Origin of the sequence: Bradyrhizobium sp. SZCCHNS3002, from assembly GCF_032377435.1 — a bacterium.
Classification (GTDB): Bacteria; Pseudomonadota; Alphaproteobacteria; order Rhizobiales; family Xanthobacteraceae; genus Bradyrhizobium.
Window position 1 is genome coordinate 937,956 of sequence record NZ_JAUHHY010000001.1, and the last position, 23,387, is coordinate 961,342.

Genomic DNA, 23,387 nt, shown 5'->3' on the forward strand with positions numbered 1-23,387 from the left:
GATCCCGCCTCAGCTGCGCTTGGGCGCGCCTGCGCCGAGCGAGACGAGATCGAGCCGGAACACCGACCCGCGCGGATGCAGCTGGTATCCTTCCACATAGGCGCGCTGCGCCGCCAGGATGTCGAAGAAGACCGGAATCACCGACGGCACCTCCTCGCTCATCATCGTCTGGGCCCGCGCATAGAGCGCGGCGCGATTGGCATCGTCGGTCTCGCTGCGCGCCGCATTGACGATCTCGTCGAAGCGCGCATTGTTCCAGCGCGTCTCATTCCAGGCCGCATCCGAAGTGTAGAGCAGCTTGAAGATCGCGTCGGCGGTCGACTGCATGTTGTAGAAGCCGACGTAGAAATTGCCCTTCTTCCAGACCTGGTCGAGATAAGTTGCGTGCGGCATCGTCTGAACGTTGATACGGAAGCCCGCGGGCGCCGCCATCTCACGGATCGCAACACCGAGCTGCGTGCGCGTGTCCGGCTTGTCGGACGCCACCATCGTCAGGTCGATCCCGGAGGGATAGCCGGCATCGGCGAGCAGTTGCTTGGCCTTGGCGATGTCGGGCTTCTTCAGTTTGCTGTCCTGATAGAAGCGGTAGGCGGGGCTCAGCGGCGTATCGTTGCCGGGCGTGCCATAGCCGCCGGCCACGAAGCCGGCCATGGCCTCGCGATCGATAGTCAGCGCCAGCGCCTGGCGCACGCGAACGTCGTTGAAGGGCTTCTGGTCGCAGCCCATGTTGACGTTCAGAAACTGCCCCGAGGGAATCCGCACCGCCTTGACGCCACTGGCCTTGCCGAGCCGGTCATATTCGCCGGGCGTGGTCGACAACATGAGATCGATGTCGCCCGAAATCAGAGCCGACGCCTCAGCCGTACGGTCGGGATAGACGAGGATCTCGACGCGATCGAGTGAGGGTCGCGCGGGATCGTAATAGGCCGGGTTGCGCTCGACGACGATCTTGCGGTCCGGCTCGTAGGACACGAGCTTGAACGGCCCCGAACCATTCGCCTTGGTGGCAAGGCTGGCGAGATCAGCGGCAACGACCTTCGCAGGCACGATGCGCGCATTGTTGTAGGCGAGCGCGACCGGAAAATCGGCGAAGGCAACCGACAGTGTGAACCGAACGGTCGACGGATCGACGGCGACGACGTCCTTGATCGGGCCGACATTGGTGCGCGCCGGTGACGCGGTCTTCGGATCGAGGATTGCCTTGAAGGTCGAAACGACATCCTCCGCCGTCAGCGGCGAGCCGTCGTGGAAGCTGAGATTGGGCCGCAGCTTGAACGTCCACTCGGTGAGCCCCGCGCCGGCCTGCCAGGACAAGGCGAGGTCCGGCTCGACCGACATGTCCGGCTTCAACCGGGTCAGGTTGGAATAGAGCAGCTCGGTGATGAGGTATTCCGGATTGACACGCGCGAGCAGCGGATGAATGACCGCCGCGCCCTGATCGACCGAGATCCGCAACACGCCGCCGCGCTTCGGCGCCTCGGCGGAGAGAGAGACTTGCGGCAGAGCACCAAGCACGAGCGCGGAGCCGGCAAGAAAATGGCGACGGGTCACGGACGGCATCAGGCGAAGTCCTTTTCAGGCGTGATGGCTTCGGGAGAGAGCTCGGGACGGAACTCGGCTGCAAGATAGGCGAGCACCGACTTTGCCAATGCGACGATGTCGGCGAGCGTCGTGGATTCGCCTGGCGCATGAATGCGGCTATCGGGCTTTCCCAGGCCCGTGAGCAGCACCTCCTGCACGCCCGTGGCCTGCTGCACCCAGCCGAAATCGGAGCAACCGGACGCCCCCCAGCGCGCGAAGTCTTCCGCCGCGTAGCCGAAGCCGGCCGACAGCGCCTGCTGCCAGCGCGGCCAATGCGGCCCGCCGGGATCGGATGTCGGCATCAGATGGCCGGTGAGGATGATCTCGACGTCGAGGACATCGGCGGCCCGCTGGATTGCCGCCTCGATCTCGCGGCGTGCGGTGGCGAAGTCCTCCTCGGGCGCATAGCGGCGGCACACGAGAATCTCGACCAGCGAAGGGATCTGTCCACCGCATTGGCCACCATGAATGGCTGAGATGTCCAGGCTCCCCGCGAGAGGTCCGGCTGCCTGCGGCGGTGGCGGCAATGCCGACGTCCGCTGCGCGATGACCGGTTTGAGGGCCGCGAGCGCATTGAGGATCGGCAGCGCCGCCTCGATCGCGTTGGCGCCGGAGCGGCGCTGCTCGCCGGCATGCGCCGGCTTGCCGTGAACCCGCACCGTGAGCGTGAACAGGCCGAAGCAGCCGGCCCAGATCCGCGGCATGGCGCTGCCGTTGAAGTTGAGGATGTGACCTTCGAGACGGCCCTGCTCGGCAAGGTAACGCACGCCGGGATAAAGCCCTGCCTCCTCGTCGGTGCACAGCAACAACATCGGATCATAGGCCAGCGGCAATCCGGTCTGCTGCGCGCCGCGGAGCGCGAGCAGCGCCGCCGCGATCGATCCCTTCATGTCGGCTGCGCCGAGTCCGATCAGACGATTACCGTCACGGCCCAGTTGCAGCGGATCGGTGGCCCAGCCTGGCGCAGGCGGCACCGTATCGACGTGGAAATAGAGCCCGAGCACCGGTTTGCCGGAGCGACGCCGTGCGACCAGATTGGTGCGCGATCCGTGCGAACCCGGTGCGCGCCACAGCTCCTCCGGAACGATCACGCGCTCGCAATTCAGCGCCAGCGGCGAAGCAAGCTGTTCCATCACGTCGGCAAAGGCATCGTAGCCGGCCCCCGGCGGAAAGCTGGTGTCGACCGCCACCATCTTCCGCAGGTCCTCGACCGCCGTCTCGGCCATGGCGTCGATCGCGGCAAAAGCGCCGGCGAGACTGCGCGCGCCCCGGTCCGCTGGAATGCCCTCAGAAATCATTTGCGGTCTGCTCAATCCTATATTCTATATAGAAATAGAATTCACGACGCGGCATTTGTCAATTCCATGAAAAAGGCAGCTGTGGCCAGCAAAGCGGCAGACGGGGTCGGCGCGGGTCCGGGCGCCCTTCCGGTGCCGCTCTACGAGCATGTCAAGCGCCAGATCGCCGAGGCGATCCTGATCGGCGACATGCCGCCCGGCACGGTGCTGCCCGGCGAGGTCGCGCTCGCCAATCAATATGGCGTCGCCGTCGGCACCATCCGCCGCGCGCTGGCCGATCTCACCGCGGGCGGCATGCTGATGCGCCGGCGCAAGACCGGCACGGTGGTGACGGGCCGCGCGTCGCAGCATGGGCTCAGCTTCTTCTTCCAGTACTTCCGCCTGCTCGGCGCGGACGGCAGCCTGCTGCACTCGGAGGCCGAGGTGCTGTCGGTGACGACACGCGCCGCCGAACGGGACGAAGCGGCGCTGTTCGCGGTGGCCGATGGCGAGCCGCTGCTGCATCTTCATCGCATCCGCCGCGTCGCCGGCGCACCGGTGCTGCATTCGCGGATCTCGATGGTCGGGAGCCGCGTGCCGGGATTTGCGCGCGAGCCGAAGAAGGTCCCTGCCCTGATCTACCGCCATCTGCTCGAGGCCTATGGCATCCGGATCGCCGCGGTGCGCGAGAAGGTGACAGCCGAGGTCGCCACCAAGGAGGACCGCAAGCTGCTCGGCCTGCCCTCTCCGAGCGCCGTGCTCGTGATCGACGAGGAAGCCTACGACCAGACCGGCGCGCTGGCGATCCTCAGCCAGCACCGCGCCACGACGGCGCAGCACTACTACTCGAACGAGATCCGCTGAGCACGCATCGCGTCAGCAGCCCCAGCGCAGCGCCGCGGTGTGCACCGGCGCGTCCCACAGCGCCAGCGACGCATCATCGAGCGCGGTCACGGTGAGCGAGCAGCCGGCCATGTCGAGCGACGTGACGTAGGAACCGACCAGCCCGCGCGCGATGGCGAGCCCGCGCCCTTCCAGGATGCGCCGCGCCGCATGGGCCATCACGTACAACTCCATCGCCGGCGTGGCCCCGAAGCCGTTGACCAGCAGCAGGCACGGCGTTCCCGGCTTCGCTGCGAGATCGGTTAGGATCGCGCCCATCATCTCCTCGGCGATGGCGTCCGCGGAGGCCAGCTTGACCCGGCGGCGGCCGGGCTCGCCATGGATGCCGACGCCCATCTCCATCTCGTCCTCGCCGAGCGTGAAGGTCGGCCTGCCGGCGGCCGGCACCGTGCAGGACGTCAGCGCCACGCCCATCGATCGGGTGCGCCTGTTGACGTCGTCACCGAGCGCCTTCAGCGCGTCGAGATGGCGGCCCTGCTCGGCCGCGGCGCCGAGCATCTTCTCCACGACCAGCGTACCGGCAACGCCGCGGCGGCCGGTCGAATAGGTCGAGGTCTCGACCGCGACGTCGTCGTCGGTGATCACGGTCGCGACCTTGCCCTCCATCATCTCCGCGGCCATCGCGAAATTCATCACGTCGCCTTCGTAGTTCTTGACGATGAACAGCGCGCCCGCGCCGGTGTCCACGGCCTGCGCGGCCGCCAGCATCTGGTCCGGCGTCGGCGAGGTGAAGACCTGGCCTGGACAGGCGGCATCGAGCATGCCCGGCCCGACGAAGCCGGCATGCAGCGGCTCGTGGCCGGAGCCGCCGCCGGAGATCAATGCGACCTTGCCCGGCTTGAGGCTCTTGCGGCGTATGAACTTGTTGTCCTCACCAAGCGTGACGATGTCGCCATGCACGGCGGCAAATCCCTGCAGGCTCTCGGTCAGCACGTCGTCGACGGCGTTGATCAGCTTCTTCATGGCTTCCCTCCCGGCTCGGATTCGTCCTGGTTTTCGTTGGCAGAGATCAGCGCGGTGATGCCGCGCGCGACGCCGGTGATGATGCGGTCGGCATGGGCGTTGAGCGCGGGATCGCCGAAGTCCGGCAGCTCGACCACGAGCCGCCGCATCGGCCGCTGCGCCTCGGCCTCGTCCAGCCGGCCCGGATGCGCGGCGCGGTAGGCGGTCAGAAACGCCTGCTGCTCATGCGGCGAGAAGTGACAGATGTGGAAGATGGTCTCGAGATGCTGCAGCGGGATCGGCGTCGCATAGGCCGGATTGACGATCTGCGAGATGAAGCTGCGGTTCTTGCCGATTGCCTCCGCCAGCCGCTGCCGCGTGCCGGAGGGACGGCTGTCGATGACCGCGCGCAGGATCGCCTTGTACTCGGCGAGCGGGCTTGCAGCCCCCGATGCGTCCGGCTCGCTCATGCGCCCTCTGCTGACTTGGCGAGGTCGAGCTCACGGATCGCGGCCTTCACCTGCGGCAGCAGGCCAGGCGACACCGACAGCGCGCGGATACCGACCTCGAGCAAGGCGGGAATCGCCCTGACATCACCGGCGGCGTCGCCGCAGATCGAGACGTCCACGCCCCGTGCGCGACCAGCGCGCGCGACATGGGCGATCATCGCCAGCACCCCGGGATGCAGCACGTCGGCATAGTCGGCGACCTCGGCGCCGTCGCGCGAGGCAGCGGTCGCATATTGGGTCAGGTCATTGGTGCCGATCGAGAAGAAGTCCGCAGCGAAGTCGTGCGCTGCCAGCGCAGCGGCCGGGACCTCGACCATCATTCCGAAGGCCGGCGCGGCGAACGCAACGTTGCCGCCGGCCAATTCGGCGAGCACGGCGCGGAGATGGTCACGGGCCACGTCCAGTTCCGCTGCATTGGTCACCATCGGCAACATCACCTTGAGCGGTCCGAGCGCAGCGGCGCGGGCCAGCGCGCGCAATTGGACGCGGAAGATCTCGGGATGACGCAAGGACAGGCGGAGGCCACGCAGACCAAGAAACGGGTTGCTTTCGCCATCGATCGTGTAGCCCGGAATCGGCTTGTCGCCGCCGGCATCGAGCGTGCGGATCGTGACCGGCCGGCCTTCGGCCCAGCGCACGAGCTCGGCATAGGCGTGATATTGCGCCTCCTCGTCGTGAAGCAGGTTGCCGGTGAGAAACTCGGTGCGTGCCAGACCGATGCCGTCGCAGGCTGCCGCCGGAAGCAGCGTCATGTCGGCGGGGCCGGAGATGTTGACGAGGACGGAGACGCGGGTGCCGTCGCGCGTCAGTGCCGGTTCGTGCTGCCGCGCCCTTGCCTCCGCCCTGCGGCGCGAGACCGTCTCGTCCTCCGCCCGCGCGGCGGCGACAATGTGCGCGCCGGGATCGACGATGACGACACCGCGACCGCCATCGACCAGCAGATCCCCTGCCAGCGTCTCCCAATCGCCGCCGAGCCCGACCACCATCGGCACGCCGCGGCCGCGCGCCAGCATCGCGACGTGACTGGTCGGGCTGCCATCGCCGAGCGCGACGCCGCCGCCCCCGGTCCAGTCGATGGCGAGAAACGCCGATGGCGCCAGATCATGCGCGACGACGATCGCTCCTTTCGGCACTTCGCCGTTCTGCGGCAGGCCAAACAAGTGCCGCAGCACGCGGTCCCGGATGTCGCCGAGGTCGCTGGCGCGAGCACGAAAATACTCGTCGTCAGCGGACTCGTAGCCCGCGATCTCCTCCGCCATCGCCGCGCGCCAGGCCGCATCCGCAGCGACACCGCCCTCGATCTGAACGTAAGCCGCCTCCGTCAGCGCATCGTCTTCGAGCAGCGCGAGCTGAAAGCCGATTAGCTCGGCCGCGTCTCCCTCGAGCCTGCCGATCAGCTCGGCCACGGCCTCGCGTGCATGCGCGACCGCTGTGGCGAGCGCTGCATGCTCCTCGGCGATCGCCCCTTTCCTCCGGCTCGCACCCTCCAGCGCACGCAGGATCGCGGCCGGCCCAATGGCCAACCCGTCCGATGCCCCACGCCCGAAAACGCGCCGCTCCATCGTCACTCCTCGTCGAACTTGCGGTCGACCAGATCGACGAGCGCCGCGATGGCCGCCTCGGCATCGGTTCCGTTGGCGCGAAGGAACAGCGTCTCACCCTTGGCCGCCTTGACGCGCATGATCTTCACCGGGCTCTTGGCATCGGTCCAGGGCCCGTCGGCGGCGATCGCGACCTCGATGCTCGACGCAAAGCGCTTCGCGAGCTGGGTCAGTTTGACCGAGGGCCGCGCATGCAGCCCGACCTCGTTGGTCAGCAGCGCATGCGCCTTCGCTTCCTGCATGCCGATCTCTCCACCGTCAGCCATCGTCGTTCCTGCTCATCCGCCCATCAGCTCTTCGGCGGTCGCGCGCACCGCATCGAGCGGCGAGCCGCCGGAGGCCTCCGTCGCCGCCATCACGGCGCCTTCGACCAGCGGCGCATTGCAGATCACGATGCGCTCGCGCCGCTCCTCCGGCATCATCTCCACCGCCATCTCGCTGTTGGTCTCGGCGCCGCCAAGATCGACCAGGATCGCAACGCCCGACTCCGACCACGCCCTGTCGATCGCGCCCATGATGGCGCCGACATCGGTGCCGAGCCCGCCATCGGCATTGCCGCCGACCGCTGCGAGCGGCACGCTGTCGCCGACCATCTGCCGGACCATGTCGGCCGCGCCCTCCGCCACCTTGGCGGAATGCGACACGATGACGATGCCGACATTCTTCTGCTCACTCATGCTCAGGCCTCATTGAAGACGCTGCAGATCGCCTGCACCAGCAGGCTGGACGAGCGCGCGCCGGGATCCATGTGCCCGATCGAACGCTCGCCGAGAAACGAGGCGCGGCCGCGGATCGCCAGCATCGGCACCGTCGCATCGGCAGCTTCAGCGGCGATCGCGGGCAGCCGGGAACCGAGATCGTCGCCACCGGCCGCAAAAGCCGCCTGCACGGGGATCAAGACGTCGAGCATGGTCTTCTGACCTGCTTCCGACTTGCCCCGTGCCTTGACGTCCGCGATGGCGCGACCGAGCGCCGCCGCCGCGTCGGCGGCAGAGGGCTCTGATGGCAGCGCCTTGCCAAGTCCCATCGCCAGCGTGCCGTAGAGCGGACCGGACGCGCCGCCGACCTTCATCACCAGCGCCATGCCGACCGCCTTCAGGGCCTCCGGAAGGGGCTTGGCGGAAATGTTGTCCGCATCGGCGAGCACGGCCTCGAAGCCACGCTTCATATTGAGGCCGTGATCGCCGTCGCCGATCGCCGAATCCAGCGCGGTCAGCTCCTCGGCATGGGCGATCATGGCATCCGCCATCGCCACGATCAGCTTACGCTTGAACGCCTGGTCCATTGTCTATCTCACCCGCTGGCCCGCCCGGTCGAACAGCAGCGGCCGGGTGAACTCGATAGCGACGGAGTCGCCGACTTTCAATTCCGTATCCGGCTCCACCAGGCTGACGATGGTCTGGTCCTGCAGCGTGATATGCAGATGATTCTGATCGCCGAGATGCTCGATCCATTTCACCCGCGCGTCTGCACGGGTCTCGGCGCGCCGGACCGTCATGTGCTCGGTGCGCGCGCCGATCGTCGCGACGTCGCCCGGCATTGCGAGATCCGGGAACAGCCGACGCGGCAGAAGATTGATGCCGGGGCTGCCGAGCCGGGTCGCCACGTAGGTATTGTCCGGATCCTCATAGACCTCCCGCGGGCTGCCGACCTGCACCAGACGGCCCTGGTCGATCACGCCGATGCGGTTGGCGAGCGTCATCGCCTCGATCTGGTCGTGGGTGACGTAGAGCATGGTGGCGCCGAGATCCTGCTGGATGCGCTTGAGCTCGATACGCAGCTCCGAACGCAGCTTGGCGTCGAGCGAGGACAGCGGCTCGTCGAGCAATGCAATCGCAGGCCGGCGCACCAGGGCACGGCCGATCGCCACGCGCTGCATCTGGCCGCCCGAGAGCTGAGTGGCGCGATTGCCGAGCTTGTCCTCGATCCGCAGCATCCCCGCGACGTCACGGACGATGCGCTTGATCTCGGCCTCCGCAATCTTGCGCACCGGCGAGCGCAGTGGAAAAGCCAGATTGTCGTACACCGACAGATGCGGATAGAGCGAATATTGCTGGAACACGAAGGTGACGTCGCGCGCGGCCGGCGTCGCCTTGGTCTGGTCGACGCCACCGATGGTGATGCTGCCGCGATCCGGCTGCTCGAGGCCCGCTACCAGGCGCAGCGTCGTGGTCTTGCCGGCACCGGTCGGCCCGAGCAGCACCACGAGCTCGCCATCACGGATGGTCAGCGACAAATCCCGCACCGCCGGCTTTGGGCCGAACGACTTGCTGACGGCGTTGAGCCGCGTCTCAGCCATGATGTCGTCCTCCTCTCACCGGCTGTTCATACAGCGCCGTGCGGACCGCACGGCCCGTGGCGGCGTCGAACAGCGACAGCCGGTCGGCGCGGAAGCTGAGCCCGACCGGCTCCGCACGCGCCACGCGGAGCGCCGCGGGCGCGCGTGCCTTGACGGTGCCGTGCGCCGTCGTGACGGTGATGATCTGGGTGGTGCCGAGATATTCGGTGCCAAACACCTCGCCGCGCAGCCCGCCTTCGGCGCTGAGCGTCACCTGCTCCGGCCGCACGCCGAGAACCAGCTCGTCGCTCCCGGCATCCTCGCGCAGCTCGGGCACGCCGATCTCGGCACCGTCGATGCGCACGCAGTTCGTGCCGGCGCCAAGTCGGCCCGCGAAGCGGATGAAGTTCATCGCCGGCGAGCCGATGAAGTCCGCAACGAACATGGTGGCGGGACGGTCATAGATCTCCTGCGGCGTTCCGAGCTGCTCCACGACGCCGCGATTCATCACGGCGATCGTGTCGGCCATCGACATCGCCTCGAGCTGGTCGTGCGTGACGAACACGGTGGTGGCCTTGAGCCGGTCGTGCAAGGCGCGCAGCTCGCCGCACATGATGTGCCGGAACTCCGCATCGAGCGCGCCGAGCGGCTCGTCCATCAGGAACGCCTTGGGCTCGCGGACGATGGCGCGGCCGAGCGCGACGCGCTGGCGATCGCCGCTCGACAACCCGCTGACCGGACGGTCGATCAGATGGTCGATGCGCAGGATGCGCGCGGCTTCCTCGACCCGCCGCCGGATCTCCGCCTTGGGCACGCCCATCGAGACCAAGGGAAAGGCGATGTTGCTGCGCACGTTCATATGCGGGTAGAGCGCGAACAGCTGGAACACCATGGCGATGTCGCGTTCACGCGCACGGCGGAAGGTGACGTCCTCGCCGCCAAGCCTGATCGTGCCCGAGGTCGGCAGCTCCAGGCCTGCGATCATGCGCAAGGTGGTGGTCTTGCCGCAGCCGGACGGACCGAGCAGGCAGAAGAACTCACCATCGGCGATCGTGAAGCTGGTGCCACGCACGGCGGCGAAGCCGCCGAACTCCTTGAACAGGTTCTCGATCCGGATCTCGGCCATGGCGTCAGTCCGGAAACTTGGAGACGATGGTGAACATCGCGACACCGGCGAGCATGGTGATGAAGGAATAGGTGTAGAGCACCAACGCGAACGGCTGCAGCAGCATCAACACGCCGGCGGCAATCAGGATCGTCGCCAACGTCTCCATCGGGCCGCGCCGCAGCGCCCGTGGCCAGCGCGTAACCGCGACATCGGCAGGCCTATTTCGTATCGACCGGCTCATTTGCGCACTGCTCCGAAGGTGATGCCGCGCAACAGGTGCTTCCTCAGCAACACCGTGAACACGACGATCGGGATCAGGAACAGCGTGGTGCCGGCAGCGACCGCCGGCCAGTCCTGGCCGCCCTCGCCGATGATGATCGGAATGAAGGGCGGCGCGGTCTGTGCCGTGCCCGAGGTCAGAAGCACCGCGAAGGCATATTCGTTCCAGGCGAAGATCAGGCAGAAGATCGCGGTGGCGACGATGCCGGTGGTGGCCTGCGGCAGCACGACCTTGAAGAAGGCCTGCAGGCGGGTGTAGCCGTCGACCATCGCCGCCTCCTCGTATTCGCGCGGGATCTCGTCCATGAATCCCTTGAGCAGCCAGACCGCGAGCGAGATGTTGACGGACGTATAGAGCAGGATCATGCCGAGCCGCGTGTCGGACAGGCCGAGCTCGCGATACATCAGGTAGATCGGGATCGCGACCGCGATCGGCGGCATCATCCGGGTCGACAGGATGAAGAACAGGAGATCATCCTTCAGCGGCACCTTGAAGCGCGAGAACGCATAGGCCGCGAGCGTGCCGAGCACGACCGACAGCGCGGTCGAGCCGAATGCGATCACCAGCGAGTTCACGTAGCGCGGGATGTAGTTCGATGGACCCGCGACCACCATGTTGCGGCCGCGCGAGATGCGGTCGCACAGATTGGCGGCCGGCGGCAGCTTGGCCATGTATTCCGGGGTCTGCCGCGTCCGGGTCGTGAACAGGTTGCAATAGCCCTCCAGGCTCGGCTCGGCGACGAGCTTCGGCGGATAGGCGATCGCATCGGACGGCGACTTGAATCCGGTCATGAAGATCCACAGCAGCGGCACCAGGGTGATCAGCGCATAGGCGATCACCACGCTCGCCGCGATCCGCTTGGTCAGCGGCGAGGGATCGACAACGGAATGGGCGGTTGCGAGACCGGTCATCGGCTTTTCACCCGGTTGAGCGCCTTGACGTAGATGTTGGCGAGACCGAACACGGTGACGAACAGGATGATCGCGAAGGCCGAGGAATAGCCGGTGCGCCACTTCTCGAACGCCTCCCGCTTGAGCGTGATCGAGGCGACCTCGGTGGTCGAGCCGGGTCCGCCGCCGGTCAGGAGGTTGACCATGTCGAACATCTTGAAGTTCTCGATGCCGCGGAACAGCACCGCCAGCATGATGAAGGGCAGCGCCATCGGCAGGGTGATCGACCAGAACTGCCGCCACGGCGAGGTGCGGTCGACCTCGGCTGCTTCGTAGATGTAGTCGGGAATCGAGCGCAGACCGGCAAGGCAGATCAGCATCACGTAGGGCGTCCACATCCAGGTGTCGACGATGACGATGGCCCACGGCGCGAGCGGCACTTGCGCCAGCATCTGGAAAGACGATGCCGGCGCGCCGGTCGCGGCAGCGATGACGTAGTTGAAGAGCCCGATCTGCGGCTGGTACAGGAACGTCCAGAAATTGCCGACCACGGCCGGCGACAGCATCATCGGCAGCAGAATCAAGGTGGTCCACAGGCCGTGGCCACGGAACTTCTTGTCGATCAGCCAAGCCAGCGTGAAACCGAGCACGGTCTGGATCAGGATGGTCCAGAACACGAAGCGCGCGGTCACCGTCATCGCCGCCCAGACGTCCGGATCGGTCAGGATCGACTGGTAGTTGGCGAGCCCGACATCGAGCACCGTCGCATTGGGCCGGTTGGCGCGATAATTGGTGAACGACAGCCGGATGGTCCAGATCAGCGGGAAGATGTTGATCGCGAGCAGCAGCAGCATGGTCGGCGTGATGAACAGCCAGGCGATGGCACGCTCGGAGAGGCCACGCACGCGCCCCGCCACGGCGGGCGGCGTCACCAGGGCGGCGCGGTCGACGAGGCTGCTCAGTCCGGTCTGGTCGGTCATGCGAGGGGCTGCTTCACTGGCTGCTTCTGGCTGGTGGTGAGACTGGCTGGTCCGCCCGGCAAGCCGAAGCTCGCCGGAGGGACCGTCGTGGCGCATCCCGCTTGCACGCGAGACGCTGCTTCCATCAGAGCTTGCCGTCCTCCTTGAACACCTTGGTCCAGTCGGCGATCAGCCCGTCGAGCGCGCCCTTGGCGGTGCCCTGGTCGGCGACGACATAGTCATGGACGCGCTTCTGCATCGCGAGCAGGAGCTGGGCGTAGGACGGCTCGGCCCAGAAATCGACCACCTGGTCCATCGCCACCAGGAAGTCGGCGGCGAACGGCGCGGTGTTCTTGAAGTTGGGATCGTTGAGCACGCCCTTGTGGCAGCTGTAGCCGCCGAGCGCCCACCACTTCTTCTGGGTGTCGAGCGAGGCGAACCACTTGATGTAGGCTAAAGCCTCGGCGCGGTTCGGCGAATACGCCACCACCGAGATACCCTGCCCGCCGAGCTGCGAGCCCTTCTCCTTCTGCGCGGGGTTGACGAAGAAACCGATCTTGTCGCCGCCGACATTGGGGTCCTTGTAGAGGCCCGGGAAGAAGGCGAACCAGTTCATCTGCAGCGCGACCTGGCCGGACTTGAAGGCATCCAGGCCCTCCTGCATGTAGCCGTTGGAATAGCCGGGCGGCGTGCAGCACTTGTACAGCGCCTTGTAGAATTCGAGGCCCTTCACCGCGTCGTCGGAGTTGACGAAGCCCTGCATGTCATACGGCTTCTTCGGGTTCTGATACTTGAAGCCGAACGGATAGAGCGCGTTGGTGACGCCCATGGTGATGCCTTCCGAGCCGCGCTCGGTGAAGATCGCCGCACCGTAGACGGTCTTGCCGTCGATCACCCGCTTCTGGAAGAACTCGGCGATGTCCTTCAGCTCTTCCTGCGTCTTCGGCACCTCGAGCTCACGGCCGAACTTCTTCTTGAACTCCTCGCGGATCTCCGGCCGCGCGAACCAGTCCTTGCGATAGGTCCAGCCGTTGGCGTCGCCCATCGCCGGCAGCGCCCAGTAGTTCGGCGAGCCCTTTGGCCATTCGGCGTAGCCGGCGACGGTGGCGGGCATGAAGTCGGAGATATTGATGCCTTCCTTGTCGAAGAACTCGTTCAGCTTGACGTATTGGCCGTTCTCGGCGGCGCCGCCGATCCACTGGGAGTCGCCGATCATCAGATCGCACAGCTTGCCCTTGGAATTGAGCTCGTTGAGCATGCGGTCGGCGAAGTTCGGCCACGGCACGAACTCGAACTTCATGTTGACGCCGGTCTTGGCGGTAAAGTCCTTGGACAGTTCGACCAGCGCGTTGGCCGGATCCCAGGCGGCCCAGCACAAGGTGATCGTCTTTCCCTCGGCGCGTGCCGGCGCGGACGCGCCGAGCACTGTCGCGGCGGCGACCGTCGCCGTCAGTGCAAATGTCTGCAGCAACTTCATCTGGCACTCCCTCCCTGTTGGCGCCGCCCCTGCCTTTGCGCTGATGACGGCGGTGTTGGCCCGCGGCGAGAGGCGCCGTCACAACGACAGCGCGAGCCGCAAGCGTTTCCTCATGGTCCCGGATCGACTGTCCGAGTTAAGTATTTTGTTTAGTAGATTGCGAACGACTAAACATGTCAAGCGCATTTCCTCGCAATTCGCAGCGCATCCTGTTTAGCGACTGCGGTAAGCAGCTCATCCGATGAAGATTTCCTGAGATCGCGCCCCCACAGCTTTCCGGCGCGGCGGCAACGACAACGGCCCACCCCAACCCCAGGCTGCGTTCGCGCCATCAGGCCTGCGCGAGCGTCACGCCGCAGCTCACCCGGCCGTCAGCGACGCGGAAACGTCCGGCGAGACGAGCAACGGCGGCCGGCCAGTCCTCTTTCATGACACGCGCCTCGAACGTGCCCGCCGGCCATGCGATCGCGAGCTCGACCTCCTGGAAATCCAGGAAGCCGCGCGTGATCGGGTACTGGCATTTGTAGTAGGCTTCCTTGGCGCTGAAGATCACGATCGGCAGCATCGGCTGCAGCGCATCGGGCTGGGCGCGAAGCCATCGCCGCTCGGCCGGCGTGAGCACGAGATCGCGCATCGACGGATCGAGCTCGCGCAGGTCCTCGACATCCAGTCCAAGCGACGGGACATCCCTGCTTCGGGCCACGGCCACAGCGCAATGATCGGCACAATGGGAGATGCTTCCCGCATAGCCCGGCGGCCACACCGGCGCGCGATCCGGCGTCGGAACGAGCGCGACCGGCGAAGCTCCGAGCGACGCCAGCGCCCTGCGCGCCAGGATCCGCGCGGTCGCGAACTCGGCGCGCCGCTTGGCGACCGCGGCCTGGATATGCGCGCGCTCTTCGGGAAACAGCTCATCCTCCGCCAGCGAGAGGCTCGATGCCGCAACCACGACCGGACCGTCAAACAGCTCTGCAATCGCCTTCATCGCCAACTCTGCACGCGCGCTGCCTCTCTTGCGGACCGGCCCTGACCAACACGGATCGGCTGGCCGCCACTCTACACGACGCGGCTGCTCCGAAACCGATCTCGAACGATTCCACATGACATCGCGATCTCGCGGCGTGTTTCGCCCGAGCTTTGCTTCCGTTCGTCCTCCTCTCCAGCGAGAAGAGGCGCAAGGAAGGCCGGGAGCCTGCCGCCCCCATGGCCCCCGTGCGGAAAGAATGCACGGGGCAGGAACCACAGGTTCGGCTGGGACATCCCGGCCTTCCCTGCGCGATGGTTTGACGGCTTATACGTGATCTCCCCGGGGACCGGCTTGATTGCCCCCGTCGCCGACGGATCATCATGACCGCCGACTTGGCGCCAGCTTCGGGGCGCCAGGACCACACGATTTCGCCGTCGCATCGTTCCGTTCGTCCGCGCAATCGAGATCACGCTGCGGACCGACACGCCCATCGCATCCCCGGCTCGACGTTCGTGACGATCGCGAAACGTCCCTCTTCAGCGAGCCGGGATGCGCGGAAATGTGGAGGTGATTTGCCCGACGGTGCAAGTGATAAGTGCGCGACAAACTGGCACGACGGGCTGTTCGGACATGACACGCATGCGGCAACTGCCCGTCGGGTGCAGGACCTTGATCGCCGAGGCCGCGGCGCGCCGCGCAGGTTCGACTCGGATCAGGCTGGCCGCCGGCCACCGCCCAGCAGGAACAGTGCCGGCAGCATCAGCACGGGGCTGAGAATGGCCGATAGAAACACGCAGCCCCAGAAGCCCATGCGGGAGTCGCGGCCGAAATAGCCGCTCAACAGGCACAGCAGCACATAGATGATGATGACGAAGGCAGACATCAGGCGATGCTCCTCATGCTGGCGAAAACGGTGGGCGGCGCGGAGCTAGCGGGCATTCTGCACCGGAGCCGCCGGAATGGGGGATCCCTGCCGTACCGGCGCCGGCGGCGACCCGAGGGGAGTCATGCGGGCCTGTCCTGGCAGATCGACGCCGCTCGGATTCTCCAAGACGTCCCGCGGCGGCTGCTGGATCTTGGGGAAGCTGAGCTTGGTGCTGTCGAAGTCCATGATCGAGGGGTTCGGCGCTGTGGCGCTGCCTGACGAGATATCCGAGCCCAGGATGAGCGGCATCTGATTGGCGCCGCCGCCGACCACGACGACCTTGCTGTTGTTGGAGCGGGCGAGGTCCAGCGTTGCCTGGATACCGGTCCAGGTCAGCACGTCCTTCGACAGCGACCGCGACACCGTCGCATAGTAATTCTCCAGGCCGATGGCCTCGATGCGCTGGCGCTCGGCCTCCGAGCGGGCCCGTGCAAGGATGAACTCATAGGATGCGGCGTACTGCTCCTGCGTCAGCTTGTCCTCGATCGCCTTGCGCATCCCGTCGGGAAGCATCACCCGGGTCACGACCATGTCGTCATAGAGCAGGATCGTGCTCTTGGGCTCGCCGCGCAGGGCGTCCAGCATCTGGCCGGTCAGGAGCTCGCTGTCGAGCGTGTAGAGGCGATGGCTGTCGAACTTGCCGATCACGCGCCTGATGACGCCGAGTGCCACCGGCATGACCAGGCGATTGACGTAGTCGGTGCCGACCTCCTTCAGGAGCCGGGGCGCGGAGTTGGCATCGACGTGGAAGATGAGGTTGGCCTTGACGTCGACGCGCAGGCCTTCGAGGCTGAGCGCCTCGACGTCGAGGGCCAGCGACTGGACGCGCGTCTCGAACAGATACATCCTGTTCCAGGGCAGCTTGAGCGCCAGCCCCTCGCGATAGACGTCGTTGATGACGGTGCCGCCGCCGAGCAGGCTGTAAAGCACACCGACATGGCCTGCGGGAACCACGACGATCACGGTCCGCCACAGCAACAGGACCAGCAGGCCGGCGAAGGCGATGGTGCCGACGACATAGGCTTCGATGCGATCGCGCAGTCTGCCGCGCGTCGGCCTGAGCGGAGACGGCGAGTTGCGAAGGCTGCGATCGGGATAGGCCACGCTCATGTCAAAGCCTCGGCTTGCTCGAGCCGGCCGTCCCGCATCGTGAGAACGCGATCGCCCATCGAGAAATAGCGATCATCGTGGCTGATGACGATAACGGCCTTGCCGCGAGCCCGCAAGTCGGGAAGGATTTCGGTATAGAAGCGGTGCCGGAACGACGGATCCTGATCGGCGCCGACCTCGTCCAACAGGTAGATCGGCCGGTCCTCGAGCAAGGCGACGATCAGCGCCAGCCGCTTACGCTGTCCGGTCGACAGATCGAGCTGGGTGAAGCCGCCGTCGCGAAACGCCGTCTTCTCAGCCAGTCCGAAGTCGGCCACCATGGCATTCACCTTGGCCGGATCAATCGTGCGCGCGCCGTAGAAGCGATCGAACAAATGGAAGTCGGCGAAGACGCAGGAGAACAACTGGCGATATTTGCCGCGCAGGGCATGGTCCACCGGCTCGCCGTCCCACAGGATGACACCGCCCGCCGGGTCATAGAGGCCGGTGAGCAGGCGCATCAGGGTCGACTTGCCGCTGCCATTGCCGCCGATCAGGTAGGTGATCTGCCCGGGTCGAACGACGAGGTCGCACGGCCCGAGCGTGAAGCTGGGCTTGCCGTCGCGGCCGGTGTGCGAATAGGTGATCGCGCGCAGCTCGACCCGCTCGAACACCTGATGCGCGGCATCGGGTGACGGCTCGGGCTCGCGCGCGGCGGCCAGCAGCCGCTTCTCCATGTCGAGCAGATGCTCCATCGACAGGTTGGCGCGTGCCAGCACCGCGGCCGAGCGCAGGACGTTGTCGAGCGACGACAGCATGAACAGCACGGTGTAGAGAACCTGGAGAACCGTGCGGTGCTCCTTGATGTAGCCCGGCAGGATGAAGACCACCGCGGCGAGCAGGCTGTAGAAGCCGATATAGGAGATGCTCATGCCGGAGGCGATGTGGTCCATCGCGACCGTGTTCTTGACGTCGATCTGCTCCGAGGCCGGCAGCAGATGATCCTGCTCCAGGTCGTAACCGCGCGCGGCGTTCTGACGCACCTCTTTGAAGCCGTGCAGCAGATGGCCCATCAGGTCGAGGAACCGCGTCTCCTGCGCGCTCGCGGCGACCAGGGCCGCCCGCGAGCCACGCTGGCTGTAGCGGTAGAAATACACGGTCACGACGAAGGCGAACACCAGCAGCGTGATCGCGAACAGCGACAGGTAGGCGATGTAGGCGCCGAGCAGCAGGAACGTCATCGCCGAGATGATCCCGGTGACGATCTGCGGCGCGGCGTCGGAGATCAGGATGGTCTCGCGCGCGACCACGTCATAGATCCGGTCGACGCCGGTGTGCTCCAGCGCCTCGAGCTCGATCCGCCGGACCAGCAGCACGTAGTTGTCACGGATCTGGCGCAGGATGGCCTCGCTGAGGGCCGTGACCATGCGCATGGAGTAGCGGTGCGAGCCGATCACGAGCGCCGCCAGGACCAGGAACAGCAGCACCATCTCCAGCGCCGGCCCGTCGCTCGACTCCGGCGCGGTGGCCGTGTTGGTGACGACCATCAGCGCGCCCATGGCGAAGCTGGTCAGCACCATGCCTGCGATCAGGCGAAAGCGGATGGGACCCGCGGATGCGAGGACGAAGCGTATCAGGTCCAAGGTTCAAACCGCCTTCTGTCCACGCTGAAATCCCTCAAGGCCCCAATGCCGACGGCGGGCGCAGCACTCCGCCACTAAACAGCGCCGGCGATCACGACGAAGCTCGTCCGGCACATCGGGCAACATCGAATCCTGCTGCAACGTGTTTGATCACAACCAGCGTCCACGGCAAAGAGGGCACGGCAAGGCTGACAAATAAACCAATCGGACAATATGCAACCTGATCGAACCGCGCCTCAGGACGGCGCGGCGACGAAGCGGTCGGCCAGCAGCTCCGACAGCACCGCCTCAGGACGATCGGACAAATAGAAGTGCCCGCCCGGAAAATCGCAGCGGCGAACGGGCCGGAGTGAGACACGATCCCATCCTGCGATCCGCTCATCCGCCGTCTGCGGGTCATCGCGTCCGCGCATGACGGTGAGATCGATGTCGAGCGGATCGGGCGATGGAATGCGATAGCCGAGCACGGCCGCGAAATCGGCGCGCAGCGCCGGCGCGATCAGCTCGCGCAATTCCGCGACCTCCATCACGGCCGGCGGAATGCCGCCGTAGCGGCGATCGACGGCGATCAGAAACTCATCATCGGCCAGCGTCATGAAACCGGTATCTTGCATTGCAAGATCGGGGGATTCCCGGCCGGAGACCGCCAGACGGAGCTCGGGCGCATATTCCGCACGGCGAAGTCCCCGAGCCGCTTCGAGCGCCAGCAGCGCGCCCATGCTGTGGCCGAACAGCACGGTCGGCAGATCCGGCCTGGCGAGCAGCGCGCGGACGACTTCCTCGGCGGACTCCACGATGTCGCGACGCGGCTCCTCGCCAAGGCGCGTCTCCCGACCTGGAAGCTGGACCGCCAGCACCTCGACATCGGGCGGCGCCAGATCGGGCCAACGCCGATAGAATGACGCGCCGCCTCCTGCCGGCCCGAAGCAGACCAGCCGGCGGCGGGCCGCAGGTCTCGGCTTGAAACAAAGAAGCCACTCATCAGCAAACGAATGCTGCCAGCGATCAGGCATCGATCAACCCACTTCAAATTTGTCGCATATTATCATGACAGGCCGATGCTGCCGCACCTCCAGATGCGGCCGCGCCGACGATGCTCACAGGACAATCGAGGGGATTCCCATGAATCCGCACCTCATTGTGCATTGCCCGCACCTCTCAGCCCCCTGCGGCGTTGCTACGTCCTGATAAGTCTAAGCTTCTTTTGATCGGTCTCTCGACATCCGTATCAATCACCTGGGCATTATCTGGTGACAGTCCGCGAGAAGCGAGCGGACGGCCCTTCCAAGGGAGGTGGAAGGATGGTACCTTTCAACTAATAATTGGGAATCAATCATCATGACAAATTTGGCTGCTAGCGACCAAGCTGTTTCCCCCGCCCCCGTGTCCCCCGAGCATCACAAGCAGGCGCTGGCGATCGTCAAGCGCAACGCCGGGTTTGGTGCCATCACCGGACTCATCCCTTTGCCTTTGCTCGATGTTTTCGCGCTGACAGGTATTCAGATCAAGATGATCAGCGAGCTCGCCGAGGTCTATGAAATTCCGTTCAACGAGAACGCCGTGAAGTCGTACGTGGCCGCCTTGATTGGCGGCATCGTGCCGGTCAGCCCGCTGTCCGGCGTCGCGATCCGCGCGGCCCGCTACGTTCCGTTCATCGGTCCACTGCTCGGCATCGCCGTCGTGCCGGCATTCGCCTCGGCGCTCACCTGGGCCATCGGCCGGGTCTTCGTCAATCATTTCGAAAAGGGCGGAGATCTGTTGTCGGTCGATCTCGAGACGATGAAGGAGCAGGTCAAGCGCGGATTGACCCGCAAGGGTACGACCGCCGAGACGGCGACCGCTTAAGCCGCTTGCACACGGCCGCCTGCTGCGGCCGCTGATCTGCATCACCCGTACCGCGCGGTTCAGGGAACGCCGTTCTATGCCCTTGGTGTCGACATGGTGAATGTATTCGACGACGAGAACACCGTCTTCGTCGTGCTGGTCAACGACGAGGAGCAGTATTCGCTCTGGCCGCAATTCAAGGACATCCCGACTGGATGGCGGCAGACCGGACCGACGGGCGGCAAAGCGGAATGCCTCGCGTTCATCGAGGGTGCCTGGACCGACATGCGGCCGCTCAGTCTCCGCCGCCAGCGAGATGCCGCCGACCCGTCTGCAGCGTGACGCATCGTGAACGATCGATGGGATCCATCCCGCGCAGAATCGGAGCGCCTGCCGGCTGAGGACAGCCCGATCGAGACTCCGGCCGCCGGCAACGGCGACGAACTCCAGCGCAAGCGGCAACTCGCGGCCGAGCTGTTGCGCCGACGCGGGACCGAGGCGGCTCATCATCCCCTGTCGTATGGGCAGCAGGCGCTGTGGTTCCTGCATCAGCTGGATGCCACCAGCACCGCCTATCACGTCGCATTTCCCATCCGGCTTCGCGGTGCGGTCGATGTCGCAGCGCTGCGGCAGGCCATGCAGGATGTGATCGAGCGCCACCCTGCCCTGCGCGCCACCTTCGCCTGGCGTGGCGGGACGCCGATCCAGACCGTCTCGCCGCGCGCGGCCGAGCTGCGCCACGTGCAGGTCGCAGACCCGGCTGAGCTCGATCGGGCGGTGCAGGACGCCTACGAAGAACCGTTCGACTTCGAGCGCGGCCCGCTGTTCCGGGCGGTGCTCATCAGCCGCGGACGCGAGGATCACGTCCTGCTGCCGCTGGCTCATCACATCGTCATCGATGGCCAGTCGATCGTCATCCTGCTCGACGAAATCGGACGCAGCTATCAGGCACGGGCCCGCGGCGAGGTCCCTCAGCTCCCTCGCGTGGAGCGCAGCTGTGCGGATTTCGTGCGCTGGCAGCGCACGATGCTCAGCGGGGCGCGCGGCGAGCAGCTGTGGTCGTACTGGCAGTGGCTGCTGTCCGGCGAGCTTCCCGTGCTCGACCTGCCGCTCGATCATCCGCGGCCGGCGCAGCGCCGCCAGCGCGGCGAGCAGATCGACCTCGCCATCGCGCCGGAGCTGCTTGTACGGCTCAAGGCGCTGGCGCGACGCCACGAGACCACGCTGTCCGTCGTGCTGCTCGCCGCCTACAGCCTGCTGCTGCACCGGTTGAGCGGGCAGGACGACATCCTGCTGGGCGCGGTGGTGGCCGGGCGCACCCAGCCGGCCTTCGATCCGACGGTGGGCTATTTCGTCAACACGGTCGTGCATCGCACCCGCCTGGTGGACGGCCAGAGCCTCGCCGCCTTTCTCGACGCCACGAGACGGGCGGCCGCCGAAACGGCGGAGCATCAGGACTACCCATTCGCGGTGCTCGCTCAGCGGCTGCAGACGCAGCGCGATCCGGCGCGGACCCCTGTCTACGAGGCTTGCTTCAACTTCCTGCAGTTGCGCGGACAGCATGCCGTCCAAGGGCTCATCGCGCCGCTGGCGGATGACGGCTGGAGCACGTGGGGCGGGCTGGCAGCGCGCGTCTACCAGTTTCCGCAGCAGCTCGGGCAGTTCGATTTCGTGCTCGAGCTGTATGAGGCGAACGAGGCGCTGTTCGGCAATTTCAAGTTCAATCCGGATCTGTTTGCCCGGACGACGGTTGCGCATTGGGCCGGCGCGTTCGAGATGCTGCTGCGCGGGCTCGCCGATGACCCCGCAATCCCGGCGGCACGGCTGGCGCTGGCCGCCCCCGATCTGGCGCGGGCCGATGGTCCCGGCGCGCCCCCCTGTCTCACGGCGGTCGCGCCGCGCGAAACGCTTGCCACGCGGTTCGCGGCCGAGGTCCGCCGCATCCCCGACGCGATTGCCATTCGCACCGACGACCATACGCTCACCTATCGCGATCTCGACCGCCGCGCCAACGCGCTCGCGCACGACCTGATCGCGGCCGGGGTCCGGCCGCAGGACCCGATCGCGCTGCTGTTCGCCTGCTCATCCGAATTCGTCATTGCCGTGCTGGCGGTGCTGAAGGCCGGCGCGACCTATGTTCCGCTGGAGCCGGGCCAGCCGAGGGATCGGCGCGATTTCATCCTGCGCGAGACCGGCGCCCGCTTTGCCCTGGCCGCGCCCGCGCTCGTGGCCGAGCTTGCCGGCCATGGCGGCCTCGGCATTCTTTCACCTCGTCCCGACGCCTTCGATGATCGGGATCCCGGCGTCGCCGGCGCGGCCGATGATCTTGCCTATGTCATGTTCACGTCGGGCTCGACCGGCCATCCCAAAGGCGTCGGCATCAGCCATCGCAACATCCTCTCGCTCGCGGACGACCCGGTCTGGCACGACGACGGACCGCAGACGATCCTGCTGCATTCCAATCCCGCCTTCGATGCCAGCACCTTCGAGCTGTTCGTGCCGCTGCTCCACGGCCACACGATCGCGATCGGACCAACCGGCGCATTCGACGCGCGCCGGCTGGCCACGGCCATCCGTCAGCATGGCGTCACGCGCCTGTTCCTGACCTATCAACTGTTCGCAGCGATCGCGGAGGAGCATCCCGACTGCTTCGACGGGGCGAGTGAGGTGCTGACGGGTGGCGAGACCGTGTCGCCGGATGTGGTGCGCCGCGTGCTCGAATACAGCCGCACGGTGGTCTCCAACGCGTATGGTCCGACGGAGACCACGACCTTCGTCACGCGGCATGCTCTGTCTGACGTGGCCGCGATCACGTCACCCCTTCCGCTCGGGCGCACTCTTGCCAATCGCTCCGTCGTCATTCTCGATGACGCCCTCAATCCGCTGCCGCCGGGCGTCGTGGGCGAAGTCTATGTCGCGGGCGCGGGCTTGGCACGGGGCTACATCAATCGTCCCGGATTGACGGCGGAGCGCTTCATCGCCGATCCATTCGGACCGCCGGGCAGGCGGCTGTACCGCACCGGCGATCGCGCCCGCTGGCGCGCCGACGGCACGCTCGAGTTCCTGGGACGCGCCGACCATCAGGTCAAGATCCGCGGCTTCCGCATCGAGGCCGGCGAGGTCGAGAGCGCGCT

The 23,387-nt window shown here is 66.3% G+C and carries 23 protein-coding genes; 4 read left to right on the top strand and 19 right to left on the bottom strand.

The annotated features are described in order from the left end of the window. Window positions 1-9 precede the first annotated feature (9 nt). Together QW845_RS04325 and QW845_RS04330 are read right to left on the bottom strand one after the other, a co-directional pair. Complete coding sequence (locus tag QW845_RS04325) at window positions 10-1,560, bottom strand: ABC transporter substrate-binding protein (RefSeq protein WP_315800388.1); 1,551 nt, start codon at window positions 1,558-1,560, stop codon at window positions 10-12. Continuing rightward, window positions 1,560-2,879 (bottom strand): M20 family metallopeptidase, encoded by a 1,320-nt coding sequence (locus QW845_RS04330; protein ID WP_315800389.1) that lies wholly within the window; start codon window positions 2,877-2,879, stop codon window positions 1,560-1,562. Before QW845_RS04330 ends, QW845_RS04325 begins: the two co-directional genes overlap by 1 nt. Before the next feature lie 66 nt (window positions 2,880-2,945). Here QW845_RS04330 and QW845_RS04335 point away from each other — a divergent pair, with 66 nt between their 5' ends. Continuing rightward, a complete protein-coding gene (locus tag QW845_RS04335; RefSeq protein WP_315800390.1) occupies window positions 2,946-3,722 on the top strand; it encodes a GntR family transcriptional regulator in 777 nt (258 codons plus the stop codon). A gap of 12 nt (window positions 3,723-3,734) precedes the next feature. On the opposite strand, the gene dhaK is transcribed toward QW845_RS04335, so the two are convergent. The 17 genes from dhaK to QW845_RS04420 form a co-directional block, all read right to left on the bottom strand. Next, window positions 3,735-4,724 carry a dihydroxyacetone kinase subunit DhaK gene (gene dhaK / locus QW845_RS04340; protein WP_315800391.1) on the bottom strand — a complete coding sequence of 330 codons (990 nt, stop codon included), beginning with the start codon at window positions 4,722-4,724 and terminating at the stop codon, window positions 3,735-3,737. Further along, the gene (locus QW845_RS04345; RefSeq protein WP_315800392.1) at window positions 4,721-5,173 is read right to left on the bottom strand and encodes a hypothetical protein; all 453 of its coding nucleotides are present in this window, start codon (window positions 5,171-5,173) and stop codon (window positions 4,721-4,723) included. Before QW845_RS04345 ends, dhaK begins: the two co-directional genes overlap by 4 nt. Continuing rightward, window positions 5,170-6,774 (bottom strand): phosphoenolpyruvate--protein phosphotransferase, encoded by a 1,605-nt coding sequence (gene ptsP / locus QW845_RS04350; RefSeq protein ID WP_315800393.1) that lies wholly within the window; start codon window positions 6,772-6,774, stop codon window positions 5,170-5,172. The genes QW845_RS04345 and ptsP overlap by 4 nt, the downstream gene beginning before the upstream one ends. A gap of 2 nt (window positions 6,775-6,776) precedes the next feature. Next, entirely contained in the window at window positions 6,777-7,079 is a 303-nt protein-coding gene (locus tag QW845_RS04355) for an HPr family phosphocarrier protein (protein ID WP_315712559.1), read from the bottom strand. Between the two features lie 12 nt (window positions 7,080-7,091). Continuing rightward, window positions 7,092-7,490, bottom strand: a complete 399-nt coding sequence (dhaM, locus tag QW845_RS04360; RefSeq protein ID WP_315800394.1) for a dihydroxyacetone kinase phosphoryl donor subunit DhaM — start codon at window positions 7,488-7,490, stop codon at window positions 7,092-7,094. Between the two features lie 2 nt (window positions 7,491-7,492). Then, complete coding sequence (gene dhaL / locus QW845_RS04365) at window positions 7,493-8,098, bottom strand: dihydroxyacetone kinase subunit DhaL (protein WP_315800395.1); 606 nt, start codon at window positions 8,096-8,098, stop codon at window positions 7,493-7,495. Between the two features lie 3 nt (window positions 8,099-8,101). Further along, on the bottom strand, window positions 8,102-9,112 hold the full coding sequence (locus QW845_RS04370) for an ABC transporter ATP-binding protein (RefSeq protein WP_315800396.1): 1,011 nt from the start codon (window positions 9,110-9,112) through the stop codon (window positions 8,102-8,104). After that, window positions 9,105-10,217 carry an ABC transporter ATP-binding protein gene (locus QW845_RS04375; RefSeq protein ID WP_315800397.1) on the bottom strand — a complete coding sequence of 371 codons (1,113 nt, stop codon included), beginning with the start codon at window positions 10,215-10,217 and terminating at the stop codon, window positions 9,105-9,107. The genes QW845_RS04370 and QW845_RS04375 overlap by 8 nt, the downstream gene beginning before the upstream one ends. Window positions 10,218-10,221: 4 nt before the next feature. Then, a complete protein-coding gene (locus QW845_RS04380; protein WP_315800398.1) occupies window positions 10,222-10,440 on the bottom strand; it encodes a hypothetical protein in 219 nt (72 codons plus the stop codon). Continuing rightward, the gene (locus QW845_RS04385) at window positions 10,437-11,390 is read right to left on the bottom strand and encodes a carbohydrate ABC transporter permease (RefSeq protein ID WP_315800399.1); all 954 of its coding nucleotides are present in this window, start codon (window positions 11,388-11,390) and stop codon (window positions 10,437-10,439) included. Before QW845_RS04385 ends, QW845_RS04380 begins: the two co-directional genes overlap by 4 nt. Further along, a complete protein-coding gene (locus QW845_RS04390; RefSeq protein ID WP_315800400.1) occupies window positions 11,387-12,349 on the bottom strand; it encodes a sugar ABC transporter permease in 963 nt (320 codons plus the stop codon). The genes QW845_RS04385 and QW845_RS04390 overlap by 4 nt, the downstream gene beginning before the upstream one ends. Before the next feature lie 124 nt (window positions 12,350-12,473). Further along, window positions 12,474-13,805, bottom strand: a complete 1,332-nt coding sequence (locus QW845_RS04395) for an ABC transporter substrate-binding protein (protein WP_315800401.1) — start codon at window positions 13,803-13,805, stop codon at window positions 12,474-12,476. A 331-nt stretch (window positions 13,806-14,136) separates the two neighbouring features. After that, window positions 14,137-14,790, bottom strand: coding sequence for a 4'-phosphopantetheinyl transferase (locus tag QW845_RS04400; protein WP_315800402.1), 654 nt, complete (start codon window positions 14,788-14,790; stop codon window positions 14,137-14,139). Between the two features lie 694 nt (window positions 14,791-15,484). Further along, complete coding sequence (locus QW845_RS04405) at window positions 15,485-15,655, bottom strand: hypothetical protein (protein WP_315800403.1); 171 nt, start codon at window positions 15,653-15,655, stop codon at window positions 15,485-15,487. A gap of 45 nt (window positions 15,656-15,700) precedes the next feature. Further along, complete coding sequence (locus QW845_RS04410) at window positions 15,701-16,807, bottom strand: prohibitin family protein (RefSeq protein WP_315800404.1); 1,107 nt, start codon at window positions 16,805-16,807, stop codon at window positions 15,701-15,703. Continuing rightward, window positions 16,804-18,429 carry a cyclic peptide export ABC transporter gene (locus tag QW845_RS04415; RefSeq protein WP_315800405.1) on the bottom strand — a complete coding sequence of 542 codons (1,626 nt, stop codon included), beginning with the start codon at window positions 18,427-18,429 and terminating at the stop codon, window positions 16,804-16,806. Before QW845_RS04415 ends, QW845_RS04410 begins: the two co-directional genes overlap by 4 nt. Before the next feature lie 236 nt (window positions 18,430-18,665). Next, a complete protein-coding gene (locus tag QW845_RS04420) occupies window positions 18,666-19,442 on the bottom strand; it encodes a thioesterase II family protein (protein WP_315800406.1) in 777 nt (258 codons plus the stop codon). Window positions 19,443-19,722: 280 nt separating this feature from the next. On the opposite strand from QW845_RS04420, the gene QW845_RS04425 reads away from it, so the two are divergent. The 3 genes from QW845_RS04425 to QW845_RS04435 form a co-directional block, all read left to right on the top strand. Beyond that, window positions 19,723-20,274: a YcjF family protein gene (locus tag QW845_RS04425; protein WP_315800407.1), complete on the top strand. Its 552-nt coding sequence runs from the start codon at window positions 19,723-19,725 to the stop codon at window positions 20,272-20,274. A gap of 93 nt (window positions 20,275-20,367) precedes the next feature. Next, window positions 20,368-20,595 (top strand): MbtH family protein, encoded by a 228-nt coding sequence (locus tag QW845_RS04430; RefSeq protein WP_315800408.1) that lies wholly within the window; start codon window positions 20,368-20,370, stop codon window positions 20,593-20,595. Between the two features lie 6 nt (window positions 20,596-20,601). Then, window positions 20,602-23,387: amino acid adenylation domain-containing protein (locus QW845_RS04435; RefSeq protein ID WP_315800409.1), on the top strand; the 2,786-nt coding region annotated here is incomplete at its 3' end.